This is a genomic window from Cobetia sp. 1CM21F (assembly GCF_023161745.1).
Lineage (GTDB): Bacteria > Pseudomonadota > Gammaproteobacteria > Pseudomonadales > Halomonadaceae > Cobetia > Cobetia amphilecti.
The window spans coordinates 88,965-102,688 of sequence record NZ_JALNTQ010000002.1 but is presented as its reverse complement, the minus strand read 5'-3'; the positions used below and the strand labels follow the sequence as shown (position 1 = coordinate 102,688).

General features: G+C 64.5%; 9 protein-coding genes. All 9 read right to left on the bottom strand.

The window, feature by feature from the left end; translation table 11 throughout:
* Positions 1 to 48: 48 nt before the first annotated feature.
* Positions 49 to 1,236, bottom strand: coding sequence for a DUF1513 domain-containing protein (locus MSG32_RS06025; protein ID WP_248378600.1), 1,188 nt, complete (start codon positions 1,234 to 1,236; stop codon positions 49 to 51).
* 16 nt (positions 1,237 to 1,252) lie between these two features.
* On the bottom strand, positions 1,253 to 2,431 hold the full coding sequence (locus tag MSG32_RS06020; protein ID WP_248378598.1) for an imelysin family protein: 1,179 nt from the start codon (positions 2,429 to 2,431) through the stop codon (positions 1,253 to 1,255).
* Between the two features lie 16 nt (positions 2,432 to 2,447).
* The gene (locus MSG32_RS06015) at positions 2,448 to 3,950 is read right to left on the bottom strand and encodes a di-heme oxidoredictase family protein (protein ID WP_248378596.1); all 1,503 of its coding nucleotides are present in this window, start codon (positions 3,948 to 3,950) and stop codon (positions 2,448 to 2,450) included.
* Positions 3,951 to 4,152: 202 nt separating this feature from the next.
* A complete protein-coding gene (locus MSG32_RS06010; RefSeq protein ID WP_248378593.1) occupies positions 4,153 to 5,463 on the bottom strand; it encodes an imelysin family protein in 1,311 nt (436 codons plus the stop codon).
* 334 nt (positions 5,464 to 5,797) lie between these two features.
* Positions 5,798 to 7,435 (bottom strand): dipeptide ABC transporter ATP-binding protein, encoded by a 1,638-nt coding sequence (locus MSG32_RS06005; protein ID WP_248378591.1) that lies wholly within the window; start codon positions 7,433 to 7,435, stop codon positions 5,798 to 5,800.
* Positions 7,432 to 8,556: an ABC transporter permease gene (locus tag MSG32_RS06000; protein ID WP_282460306.1), complete on the bottom strand. Its 1,125-nt coding sequence runs from the start codon at positions 8,554 to 8,556 to the stop codon at positions 7,432 to 7,434. Before MSG32_RS06000 ends, MSG32_RS06005 begins: the two co-directional genes overlap by 4 nt.
* 1 nt (position 8,557) lies before the next feature.
* The gene (gene yejB / locus MSG32_RS05995; protein ID WP_248378589.1) at positions 8,558 to 9,646 is read right to left on the bottom strand and encodes a microcin C ABC transporter permease YejB; all 1,089 of its coding nucleotides are present in this window, start codon (positions 9,644 to 9,646) and stop codon (positions 8,558 to 8,560) included.
* Between the two features lie 211 nt (positions 9,647 to 9,857).
* Complete coding sequence (locus MSG32_RS05990; protein ID WP_248378587.1) at positions 9,858 to 11,858, bottom strand: extracellular solute-binding protein; 2,001 nt, start codon at positions 11,856 to 11,858, stop codon at positions 9,858 to 9,860.
* A 371-nt stretch (positions 11,859 to 12,229) separates the two neighbouring features.
* Positions 12,230 to 13,636 (bottom strand): LysM peptidoglycan-binding domain-containing protein, encoded by a 1,407-nt coding sequence (locus MSG32_RS05985; protein ID WP_225348027.1) that lies wholly within the window; start codon positions 13,634 to 13,636, stop codon positions 12,230 to 12,232.
* Positions 13,637 to 13,724: the final 88 nt, after the last annotated feature.

The following is a 13,724-nucleotide window of genomic DNA, read 5'->3' as shown; positions in this document are numbered from 1 at the left end:
CCGTCACCACAGCGTCTGCGCCCGGTTATCAAAGCGCCAGATGCCTGGCTACATCAGCGCCAGGTGATTGTCCCAGTGGGTATTCGCCAGCCGCACCGGGCCAAGCGCCGGCAGCCCCTCCTCATCGATCAGCAGCCACTCGCCGCGACCATTGCTGACCACGAAGCCTGCCGGCGTCTGCTGCGTCGCCGGCACCGCCAGCACACCAGCGCAGTCGGCGAAGTCCAGAGTCGTGTCCAGCTCTCCCGTCGCGAGATTCCAGAGCGTGATCAGATTGCCGCGTGGGGCGGTCGCCACGGCCAGTCGCCCATCGGGGGAGACGGCGACGCTGGCGATGTACTGCTTGAACTGCGCGACGTATTCCCGCGGCAACGGCAGTTCCTGCAAGCGGTCACTGCCGGGCTGCTTCATCACCACCAGCGGGCGGTGGTCCGCCGCGGGGCCCTGGTACTGATAGCCCGCGACGATGACGCCCTCGCGGCTGACGTCCAGGTGGCGCAGTGACAGCTGGTGATGGGAGGGCTCGCCTTGCCAGCGAATCTCGCCCGAGACACGGTCGAGCAAGGTCAGATTCGACTGCATGCTGTCCAGGTTGAGCTTGACCCGACCGGTTTCAGGCCGCGTCAGAATCCCGCCATTTGCGATGATTAGCTGCTGACCATCCGGGTGCAGGCGAATTTCATGCGGGCCGATCCCGCCACTAGCGAACTCGCCGATCCGCGCGAAGTCGCGATTCACGTCGTAGATGCCGATGCGGCCTTCTCCGGGCGCGATGGCATTCTCGGTGGTGTAGAGCAGGCCGCCATCCGGGCTGAATACGCCATGCCCATAGAAGTGGCGGTCCGGTGCGGCCTCGATGCGTGCGATCCGCTCGCCACTGTCGAGGTCGAAGACATTGATTTCCGTCCCGGGACGCCGTGAGAAGATCAGCGCCCACGGCTTGTGAGGGTGCCGAGTGGCACCGTGGGCGCGTTGGCGTATCGGCTGGCGCCAGCGCTCCACTCCCTGATAACTGGTGCAGCTGGCAAAGTGCTGCCCCGTGTCATCATCACATGCCGAGATGGCCACCCCGAGTGGCTCGCGCCCCTGGGCACTGGCGGCGTTGTTGCCGCCCGCCACGGCCATGCCGCCGGGCAGCCCCATCATTGGCGTGCAGGCCAACGCCTTGAGCAGGCGACGTCGCTGATGCGCATCGGCACGCCGGGACTCCAGCGTGCCTTGAGCTGTCTTGTTCACGCCTCTCACTCCCGGATCAGTCGCCATCGGTGCTGTTGAAGCCCAGAGACAGGCCCAGCGCCGGGTTGAGCGTGTCGGCAAAACCGGCCTGCAGGGTCTCGACATGGATCATGGCCTGCTGCAGCTCACCATTGCGCGGGTCATCGCGCAGTATGCCGGCGAGGTCCTCCGGCAGGGCGGCGAAGGCCTGGCGCGCATCGACGAAATCGCTGGTGGTGGAGGCCACCATGCGCGGGTCGACCTGGCCATTCAGGTAGCCTTGAATGCCAGCGACATCGTCATTGCCAAGCCAGAGGCGTTCCATCATCGCCAGGGTCGCCGCGATGTTGGCAAGCCCCATGCCGCCGCGCCAGGACTCAGCCGCATAGGGATTGGCCGTGCCGCCGTTGTCGAGGCCGATCGGCCGGCGCAGTTTGCGGTCCTTGATGGCTTCCAGCTGCACGGTCAGCGCGCGAACCAGAGACAGCACGGCGTCGCGTGAATCGCTGAAGGCGCCAGTGCCTTCGGCCAGTTGCGGCGCGAACTGCTGCCACTCATCACGCAGCGTCTTACCGGTATTGGCGGCGTAGGCGGTGTTGGCCGTCATCAACTCGCAGCGTCGCGAGTCGGCCGTCAGGGGCGAGTCGGCATAGCGGGCATCGAACAGCTGATACTCCACGCTGCCCAGCCCCTGCATGACGATGGATTGCTCTGCCAGACTCTCGACCGTGATCGGGGCATCACCGGCAAGCAGGGCGCGGGTCTTGCGCGCGACCAGATCCTTCTTGTCCGGCCAGAAATACAGCTGCCATTGACGCGAGTTCTGCAGTATCGGGCCCATTTCCACCCAGTTGACCTGATTCAGCCCCAGCATGGCGCTTCGCCAGTCCTGCTTGAGGGTGTCGAGGGTCACGTCACCCTCGGCGGAGCAGAACGCTTGAGTATGCTGCGCGAGCTGTTGCAGGCGGCTGGCAAGTTGCTGGTGCGCCTCGCTCAGCGTGTCAGCGGCAAACTGGCTGACGGCCGCTGCGCTGTTGGTGTCAGTGGTGGCAGCGTCTGTGTTGGCGGCAGAGGAGTCCGTCGCCGCCAGTGTGCTTGTCGAGAACAGCGCGGCGCCCAGCAGTGTCATGCCACAGGCCATCAGGGCCAGAGGCGAGGCCTTGCGCAGGCCTGGTTTCATCGGGGTTGCAGCTGGGGTGAAGGTGTCGCGGGGCATGAACGGGTATTCCTTGTCAGAGAGTCTCGAGGAAGCGCAACAGGGCTTCACGCTGGTCAGTCGGCAGGGCCACGACGGCATCGCGGCTTGGCTGGGCTTCGCCGCCATGCCAGAGCACGGCCTCGAGCAGGGTGCGTGCACGGCCATCATGCAAGAAGCCCGTGGCAGGGTTGACCGTCTGGGCCAGGCCGATGCCCCACAGGGGCGGCGTGCGCCATTCCTGGCCGCTGGCCTCGAATTCGCGGCGATCATCCGCCAGTCCTTCGCCCATGTCATGCAGCAGCATGTCGCTGTAGGGCCAGATCGTCTGCTCGGCCAGTTGTTCCGCCACGCCGCCGGACCGGGTGGTCAGGCGTGGGCGGTGACAGCTGGCGCATTCAAGCTCGCGGAACAGTCGCTCGCCTTGACGCACCGTCGGGTCATCGATGTCACGCCGGGTGGGCACGGCCAGATTGCGCGAGTAGAAGGCCACGTTGTCCATCACGTTGTCGTCGACCTCGATCTCCCCCCCATCGGGCAATGTCTCGCACTTCTGGAGCGGGGTGCAGTCGGTGGAGCTGACCAGATTGGAGGTCAGTCCCATGTCGCCGGCGAAGGCCTTGGCGCTCTGCTGTCGCACATCGGGTTGGCCGGCCTTCCAGCCGAAACGCCCCATGACCTCGCGTTGCTCGGCGAGTGACCAGACAGTATTGGCGCGCCCGCTGATGCCGTCGCCATCCGCATCCTGCGGGTCGGCCCACTCGAGCAAGGTCTCGTCGCTGACCGCCTCGAGCAGCCCCAGCCCCACCATGCCGGGGGCGAGACGCGGGGAGAGCGCGATGGGGCCCGGGTCACCGAAGCCGGGTTCGACGATGGAATAGCGCGGCTTGCGCAACGCGATCACTTCCCCGTCCGCCAGGGGCACCGTCACGTCCTCGTAATCCACCTGCATGCGGCCTTCGCGCTCGATGCCGGGCACGGCGGCATTCTGCAGCTGGGTGCCATAGACAGGATGTGGCATCACCCCGGCGATACGCCGGAATTCGCGCTCCTCATCGCTCCAGCTGTCCTCGTGGCTGTCCGGCAGGCCCAGGCGCAGGAAAAGGCCCACCGAGGGGTCGCCCTCGGCCGGCAGGCTGCCGCGACCATCCTTGACGTGGCAGTTCTGGCAGGCGTTGGTGTTGAACAGCGGGCCGAGGCCATCGCGCGCGGTGGTGCTGGCGGGCGCGATCACCCAAGGGCTCTTGAAGAAGCTGTTGCCGACACTGAAGGACAGACGCTGATCGAAGCTCAGGTTCTTGGCCGGCAGGGAGTAGGCATTGGTGTCGTGCTTGGGCACGCTGCCGTCGCCACCGCTTCTGTCGGTGTCCTGCAATGGCAGGGAAGACAGATAGCTCATCACTGTCATCGCGGAATCTGCCGTGGGCTTGGGATGATCTGCCGATGCCGACTGAGCAGGCAGGCACGCCAGGGCGATGGCAAGTGGCAGGGAGCGGGTCAGGGAGGGACGCAGCATCATGTCGTGGTGCAATATTGGCATACAGGGTTTTCCCGGCTTGCGCGGTCAGGCTGCTCGAAGAGTCGCCTCTCAGGACTCTATCGGCAGACGCGCATGAAAAGCTGGCGCAAGAACCATCAACGCCCGAACCTGTCGTGAGAGAGGTTCGGGCGAGGATATCAGCGCGACGCGAGGCAGCTTGGGGTCTTCAGCCAACTCACGCTTGGCAATGTGGAGCAGTTGATCAGAATTCGTGATCTGCCGTATCGGCTTCCAGGCCATCGATACCGACGGTGCCGGCAATTTCTTCGATCAGACGGGTCTGGGCGACCAGATCCTGAATGCTGGCATTGATGATCTCGGCGCCTTCGGCATTGCCCGGGGCGATCATCTGGTCAAACTTCATGCCGCCGTCGGCTTCTGCCGTGTCGACCATCACCTGCAGCTGGCCCATGGTGGTGTCGAGTGCCTCGTGCATCTTCTCGGCAAGTTCCGGGTCATTCTGGGCGACGAGTGCATGCAGTGACGGGCCTTCGAAGGTGCGACCGTCCAGGGTCACGTACTTGCCTTCGTAGACGTTCTGGATGCCCTTGGCATTGTAGAAGTGCGAGTAGTGGGTGTTGTCGGAGAAGCAGTCGTGCTCGTCTTCATAGGAGTTGGCTTCCAGCGCGACCTTCATGCGCTCACCGGCCAGCTCACCCAGTGACAGGGAGCCCATGCCGAACAGCATCTTCTCGAGGCCTTCACCGGCCGGCAGTGAAGTCAGTTCCGCGCGGTAGTTGTCCTTCTCGCCCTGTGCCCACTGGCCGACCATGTATTCCAGGTCGCTGATCAGCAGGTCGTTGGCGGCCAGCAGGTAGGCGCCACGACGGTCACAGTTGTCGGCGGTACAGGCATCGCCCTTGGCGAAGTCGGTCGCCGGGCGCTCGCCGGCACCGGCCTCAAAGCCGTGCATGTCCTGACCCCAGAGCAGGAATTCGATGGCATGGTAGCCGCTGGCCACGTTGGCCTCGAAACCGCCCAGCTCGTTGAGGGACGCCAGCAGCTCCGGGGTGATCTCGGTGGTGTCGATCTTGTCGGCACCGATCTGCACGCTGTCGCTGGCGATGATGTTGGCGCTGGCACCCGGGTTGCCCAGCTCGGCCTGATAGCCGTCGCCTTCGACGTAATCGATCAGGCCTTCATCCAGCGGCCAGGCGTTCAGCTGACCTTCCCAGTCATCGACGATGGCATTGCCGAAGCGGAACACTTCACTCTGCTGATACGCCACGCGCGCCTGCTTCCAGGCGGCACGTGCCGCGGCCAGCGTCTCGTCGGACGGAGACTCGATCAGCGCGGCATTGGCGGCGCGCAGGGCATTGGCACTGGCCAGGGCATCACTGTAGGTGGCATGCGCGACGTTGGCGTACTGGGCGACGACAGCGTCGGCCGTCAGCGCCTTGTCATGCGCGTCGCCATGATGCTCTGCCAGAGCGGCACCGGTGAACATGGAGGCTGACAATGCGATGGCAGCTGCCAGCGGCTTGCGTGAGGCAAAACGGAAAGAGGCAGTCATGTGGATCCCTTGATCGGTCTGTTGTTATGCAGTGCGCGCAGAACGGCAGTGCGTGGGGCCGCTCGAGAGAGGGCGGGAAGTCATTACACGATCTCTCGATGGTCGGCCCGCATCTCACTGGATCATATTGAGAACCTTTATTATTTGCAATCGACAAAACGTGCGTCCTGCAACGCAGGGGTGCACTGACTGCAATGCGCCAACGCCCTGCTCATCATCTGTGGCTGCCCGAGCAGGGCGATCGGCATGCTATGGCAGAGCAGAGCAGAGCAGAGCAGGGCAGAGCAGAGCAGGGCAGGGCAGGGCAGAGCAGAGCAGAGCAGAGCAGAGCGTGTCAGGCCAGACCCGCGGCCTGTATCAGGGCGCGCGTATAGTCTTCGCGGGGATTGCCGAGCACTTCTGCCGTCGTGCCCGTCTCCACCAGGCGTCCTTCACGCAACACCATCACTCGATGGGATAGCGCGCGTACCACCGCCAGGTCATGACTGATGAACAGATAGCTCAGGCCTCGGCGTGTCTGGAGTTCACGCAGCAGGGCAATCAGCTGTTTCTGCACGCTGCGGTCCAGTGCCGAGGTGGGCTCATCGAGCACCAGCAGTCTGGGCTCGAGGATCAGGGCGCGCGCGAGGGCAATTCGTTGACGTTGACCGCCGGAGAACTCGTGGGGATAGCGATCGGCACACGCCGAGGGCAGTTCGACTTCCTCCAGCACCTGCGCCACACGAAGGCGAACCTCGTCGTCGCTGAGCGTTGGATGATGAAAGCGAAGCCCCTCACTGATGATGTCCGCCACCGGCATGCGTGGCGACAGCGAGCCATAGGGGTCCTGGAAGACGATCTGCATCTGGCGGCGACGCAGGCGCAGCGTATTGCGATCCAGCGTATCGATGCGTTCGTTCTCGAGGTGGATCTCGCCCTTGGCGGCCTGCAGCTTCAAGAGCGCCAGGGCGAGTGTCGTCTTGCCGGACCCCGATTCCCCGACCACGCCGAGCGTCTCGCCGCGCGCCAGCGTCAGATCCAGCGGATGAACGGCGACGAAGTCCGCGGGGCGCTTCTGGAACAGCTTCTTGCTGCGCGCGAAGCGCACCTCCAGCTTGCGCGCGGCGAGAACCGGTGTCGCAGCGTCCTCGTCACTCAAGTCGCTGGCGAGGCCTTCGGGTTCGGCGGCCAGCAGCTCGCGGGTGTAATCGGCCTGCGGCGCATCGAATACCTCGTCGACGCGCCCTTGCTCGATGCATTCCCCGTCGCGCATCACGATCACACGGTCGGCGTGACGGCGCACCAGATTGAGGTCATGGCTGATCAGGACCATCGCCATGCCCTGGTCGCGGCGCAGGCGATCCAGCAGCTGGAGTATCTCCTGCTGCACGGTGACATCCAGCGCCGTGGTCGGCTCATCGGCGATCAACAGCGGTGGCTGATTGGCCATCGCCATGGCGATCATCACGCGCTGGCGTTGCCCCCCGGAGAGCTGGTGCGGCCAGGCGTCGATCAACTCCTCGGGACGCGGCAGCTGCACCTGGCAGAGCAGTTCCAGCACGCGCTGGCGGGCGGCATTGCCGCGCAGTCCCTGCTGGAGGCGCAGGCTTTCACTGATCTGTTCGCCGACACGCGTCAGCGGATTGAGCGAGGTCATCGGCTCCTGGAACACGAAGCCGATCTGGCCGCCGCGCACCCGCTGCCACTGGCGTGGCGTCAGGGCAGCGAGATCCAGCGTCTTGCCGTCCGGCCGCGTGAATTCACGCTGCCCGCTGACATGCGCATGCCCCGGCAGCAGGCCGAGACTCGCCAACAGACTGACGGACTTGCCCGACCCGGACTCACCGACGATGGCCAGACATTCCCCCCGTCGGACCTCTAGGGAGAGATGCCTGACGACGGGTGTCTGGCCGAAGCGGATGCAGAGGTCGTCGAGTCTCAGCACGCTGGCAGCGGCTCCGGTGTTGTCCGCAGGTGAAGAGGGATGACTCATGCGTTCTGCTCCCGAGCACTGATATGACGTGGGTCGAAGGTATCGCGCAGCCCTTCGCCGATGAAGACCAACAGCGTCAGCATGATGCCGAGGCTCAGGAAGGCGGTCATGCCCAGCCACGGTGCCTGCAGGTTGTTCTTGCCCTGGGCGACCAGCTCGCCCAGCGAGGGAGAGCCGGCCGGTAGGCCGAAGCCGAGGAAATCCAGCGCGGTCAGGGTGGTGATGGCGCCGGTGAACAGGAAGGCGATGAAGGTCAGGGTGGCGACCATCGCGTTGGGCAGCACATGACGCCACATGATCAGGCGCGACGGCAGGCCCATGGCCCGGGCGGCGCGCACGTATTCCAGATTGCGCGCGCGCAGGAATTCGGCGCGCACGATATCGACGATGCCCAGCCACGAGAACAGCAACATGATGCCGGTCAGCCACCACAGGTTCGGCTCGACGATGCTGGCGAGAATGATCAGCAGGAACAGCACCGGCAGGCCGGACCACACCTCGATCAGACGCTGGCCGATCAGGTCGACCTTGCCGCCGAAGTAGCCCTGCACGCCACCGATCACCACCCCCAGCACCAGCGAGCCCGCCGTCAGTACCAGCGCGAAGATCACCGACAGCCGGAAGCCATAGATGACGCGCGCCAGCACGTCACGGCCCTGGTCATCGGTGCCCAGCCAATGCCGGCCATTGGGGGCCGACGGCGCCGGAGAGCCCAGATTCAGATCCAGGGTGTCGTAGGAGTAGGGAATCAAGGTGTTGAGCATGAAGCCCTGCGCCTCGATGGCCTCGATCACATAGGGGTCGCGATAGTCGGTGGCGGTGGGCAGGAAGCCGCCGAAGGTGGTCTCCGGATACTCGTGCAGCATCGGCAGGTAGGTCTCGCCCTGATACTCGACCAGCAGCGGGCGGTCATTGGCGATCAGCTCGGCCCCCAGCGAGAGCACGAACAGCACGCCGAAGATCAGCAGCGACCACCAGGCGCGACGGTTGTCACGAAAGGCCGCCATGCGCCGTCGGGTGATGGGCGACAGGCGTGAGGCGCGCGGGCGTTGCAGCGTCTGCTGATTGGCGTCGCTTACGTCGTGAGTGGGTGTTTCGTGGAGCGTTGTCTCTTGGCGCATGTCAGGCCTCCCGTGTCGCGAAGTCGATGCGCGGGTCGATCCACACATACATCAGATCAGAGACCAGCTTCAGGATCAGACCGATCAGGGTATAGAGATACAGGGTGCCGAAGATCAGCGGGTAATCGCGCTGCAGAACAGCCTCGAAGCCGAGCAGCCCCAGCCCGTCGAGGGAGAAGATCACCTCGATCAGCAGCGAGCCGGTGAAGAAGATGCCGACCAGCGCCGCGGGCAGCCCGGCGATGATGATCAGCATGGCGTTGCGGAAGACATGCCCGTAGAGGATGCGGTTCTCGCTGGCTCCCTTGGCGCGTGCCGTCAGGACGTATTGCTTGTGGATCTCGTCCAGGAAGCTGTTCTTGGTCAGCATCGTCAGGGTCGCGAAGCTGCCGATGGCGGAGGCCAGCACGGGCAGGGCGATGTGATGGAAGTAATCCAGAATCTTGCCGGCGGTGGACAGCTCATCGAAGTCCGGCGAGGTCAGCCCCCTGAGCGGGAACCAGTCCAGATAGCTGCCGCCGGCGAATACCACGATCAACAGGATCGCGAACAGGAAGCCCGGAATGGCGTAGCCGACGATGACGACGCCGGAGGTCCAGATATCGAAGCGCGAGCCATGCACCAGTGCCTTGCGGATACCCAGCGGGATCGAGACCAGATAGACCAGCAGCGTGGTCCATAGCCCCAGCGAGATGGAGACCGGCAGGCGCTCCAGCATCAGGTCGATCACCGGGCGATCACGGAAGAAGCTGTCGCCGAAATCGAACTGCGCGTAATCGACGACCATGTCGGTGAAGCGCTCCCAGACCGGCTTGTCGAAGCCGAACTGCTGCTCCAGCTCCTCGATCAAGGCCGGGTCGACCCCTGAGGCGCCGCGATAGGTCGAGGAGCCCCCGCCACCGCTGGTGACGCCATCACCGCCGCCACTGTTGAGGCGGGTGCTGGCACCGGCACTCATGCCGTCCAGACGTGACATCAGTTGTTCGATCGGGCCACCGGGGGCGGCCTGAACGATCAGAAAATTCAGTAACAGGATTCCGAGCAGCGTCGGAATCATCAACAGTATCCGGCGCAGAATATAGGCACCCAATGGCAATCTCCCTGCGTGCCCCTCATCGCCGGCATCTGATGTGCGGTGCAAGGGACATCGGTTATTGGTGTCGTGGACGCATCAGCAGGGCGTCAGTCCCGCCAGGCGTCTATGCCTGGCATATGCGCCGAGCGTATTCTTCAGGCTTGTTGACCAGGCTTGCTGAGCAGGCATGTTCACCCGGCTCATTCACCTGGTTCATTCTCCCGGCTTATTCACCTGGCTCCAGCGAGGCATCCTTGTCGGGCTCGATCCACCAGCTGTCCAGGCTCAGCTGGTATTCCGGGAAGGGCTGCGGATAGCCGAACTTGTTCCAGAGCGCGATACGCGTCGCCGCCAGGTGCCACTGGGGCACGACATGGAAGCCCCAGCGCAGTACGCGGTCGAGTGCCCGTGTCGCGCTGAGCAGGTCTTCGCGGGTTTGCGCCTGAATCAGGGCGTCGGTGAGCGCGTCCACCACCGGGCTTTTCAGCCCGATCAGATTGCGTGAGCCGGCCACGTCGGCATAGTCGCTGGTCCAGTATTCACGCTGCTCGCTGCCGGGGCTGTTGGACTGCGGATAACTGCCGACCACCACGTCGAAGTCGAAGCTGCGACGGCGGTTGATGTACTGATTGACGTCGACGGTGCGAATCCGTGCCTTGATGCCGATGCGCGCCAGATTGCGTATCCACGGCTGGATGATGCGCTCGAACTGGGTGTCGTAGTTGAGCACCTCAAGCGTCAGCGGCTTTCCGCTGCTGCGGCTGACCAGCTGGCCCTTGACCACTTCATAGCCCGCTTCGCGCAGCAGCCCCAACGCCTTGCGCAGGCGGGGGCGCAATTCCTGTGGCTCATCGATCGGCAGGGGCTTGTCGAAGACCGCGTTGGGCAGCTCATCCTTGAAGGGCTCAAGCAGCGCGAGTTCCTTGCCGGTGGGCATGCCATCCGCGGCCATGTCCGAATTCTCGAAATAGCTGTGGGTCTGCTGGTAGGCGCCGTAGAAGAGGTTGCGGTTGATCCAGTCGAAGTCGAAGACCAGCGCCAGTGCCTCACGCACTCGCGGGTCCTGGAAGCGCTCGCGGCGCTCGTTGAGCACGAAGCCCTGCATGCCTGCCGGGTTGCTGTCCGGGACTTCCAGCTTCTTCAGGCGCCCCTCGTGCAGCGCGGGAGTGTCGTAGGCGGTCGCCCAGTTCTTGGCGCTGCTTTCGACGTGCAGATCGATGCTGCCGGCCTTGAAGGCTTCCAGCGACACGGTCTGGTCCCGGTAGTAGTCGTAGACCAGCGTCTGGATGTTGTGGCGGCCCTTGTTGACCGGCAGGTCCTTGCCCCAGTAGTCGTCGACACGCTCATAGCGAACCTGGCGGCCGGCATCCAGAGACGCCATGCGATAGGGTCCGGAACCCAGCGGGAGTTCCAGGGTGGCGCGCGTGAAGTCGCGGCTCTTCCAGTAGTGCTCCGGCAACACCGGCAGCTGGCCGATGATCAGCGGCAATTCGCGCGCGGCGCCTGGCGCCATCTCGAAGCGCACGGTGTCGGCATCGATCACGCTGACGCCGGTTACATCGTGGTAATAGCTCTTGAAGAACGGCAGGCCCTCATCCTTGAGCAGGCGATAGGTGAAGACGACATCTTCGGCAGTCACCGCCACGCCATCGTGAAAGCGCGCCCGAGGGTCGATATCGAATTCGATGGCGCTGCGGTCCTCGGCCAGGCGGACGCCGCTGGCCAGCAATCCATATTCGGTGAAGGGTTCATCAGCGGAGGGGATCATCAGGGTGTCGTAGATCAGTCCCCCGAAGTAGTTGAGTCCCGCCACCGAATTGCCCTTGAGGATGAAGGGATTGGTGGAGTCGAAACTGCCGATGGCGGCGCGCGTCATGCGACCGCCGACCGGCGCCTCTGGATTGACGTAAGGAAAGTGCGTGAAGCCGGGCTTGTGGGCGGGCTCGCCGTAGATGGCCAGGCCCTGCACGGTCGGGACGTCCAGCGGTGTCTGCACGTTCGAGGTGGGGATATTGGTTGCCTGCGCGCTGGTTGCCTGCGTTGCCGACGCCATGTCGGCGCTGGAGCGTGAATCGGCAGATTGCTCGCTATTCGCATTGGGCCCGGCTGCATTGGGCTCAGCCGCGTTGGCCGTGGCAGTGAACGAGCCGCTCACCATCAGCGCCCCCAGGCATAGCGCACGTAGCGCTGCCCAGCGACGGTGGGTGAGTGAAGAAACACGCTGCATCGAAGACTTCCTTGACTGAATGACCCGGGCCTTGCGGCCGTGATGAAATGACCGGTATCAGGGCGGCGGCTGGTTTGCGCCTGACTCGCCGTCAACTCCGCTGGCTTGGGTGGCCTCAGCGGCTGACTGCAAAGCTGTCGACCGTGAGCTGCGATGAGCTGATGGAGAACTGCGGAAGCGGTGCAGCAGGTGCACGCCACGCGCCGGGCTGCGGCCGGTCTCCTTGCATCGACCTCGCCAAGAGTAACGAAGTTCCCTGTCAGCGGCCATGCTGCGGCGTTTGAATCGCAAACGCCCCCACCATCGAAGATGGCAGGGGCGTTGAGGAATCGCCTATCAAGCGTCGTGCAACGACGCGTGAATCGACTGACTCAGTTGGCGCTGTAAAGGGTCAACATCTGACCGGGGCGCAGGTAGTCCGCAGATGACAGCTTGTTCCAGCGCGCGAGCTGGCGAGTGCTGACATTGTGACGTGCGGCGATCAATGACAGGGAATCGCCACTCTTCACGCGCACCTTCTTCTCGCCGTTGGCCGAGGCCAGCTGGGTGGCCACCGAGGCGCCGCGGTCCGGCACCATCAGTGCCTGGCCGATGCGGATGGTGTTGCCCGAGAGGCGGTTCTTCTGCTTCAGCTCGGAGAGCGTCAGGCCATTGCGGCGCGCGATGACGGACAGGGTGTCGCCGCGCTTGACGCGATAGCTGGCCCAGCTCTGGCGCGCTTTTTCAGGCAGCGTGGCCAGCTGGCTGAGGAAGGTGTCGCGGGCGGTGGCGGGAATCACCAGTGAGCTGTCACCCGGCGTGGTGGCCCAGCGCTTGTAGGCCGGGTTCAGGGCGCGCAGCTCATCTTCACTGATGCCGGCCAGCTTGGCGGCGGTGGACAGGTCCAGTTGTCCGCCCGTCTCGACGGCCGCGATTTCCGGCCTGTCGTCAATCTTCGGCAACGACAGCCCATATTCCTCAGGGTCGCGAATCACCGCGGCCAGTGCCAGAAGCTTCGGCACGTATTCCATGGTCTCGTTGGGCAGCTTGATGTTCCAGTAATCTTCATCGCCACCGGCGCGGCGGCGTGCACGGTTAACGGTGCCGGCACCGGCATTGTAGGCGGCCAGCGCCAGCTCCCAATCGCCGTCATACCAGCGCTCGCCCTGGGTCTCCAGGTAATCCAGCGCGGCATCCGTGGACAGCAACACGTCCTTGCGACCGTCATACCAGCGGTTGCGTGTCAGCCCCATGGCGTCACCGGTGCGCGGCATGAACTGCCACATGCCGGTCGCACCGCCCGGATGCGCGGCATCCGGATCGTAGGCGCTCTCGATGAAGGGCAGCAGTGCCAGCTCTGCCGGCAGGCCGCGTGCTTCGGTGCGCAGTGTCACGTAGCGAATCCAGGGGCGGGCCTGTTCGGCGATACGCTCCACGTGGTGGGGGTGCTCCTGATACCAGCTGATCCATTTGCGCACGCGTGGACGACCGGTGTCCTGCTGCAGCTGATAGCCGGCGCGCAGGCGCTCCCAGACGTCGTCGTAGTGCGCGGGAATGGCGTCGACGGCCTCCATGAAGTTCAGCGGGGCGCGCTGATATTCACTGGTGGGCGAGACCCCGGACACCATCGCTGAATTGGCGCTGGCGGTCAGCGGCATCAGGCACAGGGTGGCACCCAGAGAGGCGAGGCGAATCAGGTGACGCAGTCGAGCCGGACGGAAGGGGGCCTGGGTCGGAGTGACACGACACGGCGTGTCGGCGGCCATCTGGCCGTCGGTACGGAGGTCTTGCTGATGCATTGACGAAATACTCTCTGGCGAGCCGCGGCTGGATGGGTCAGCAGCGGCTCGGCTGGCCGGTCATGCCGGCACGAATCAGTGACTGCGG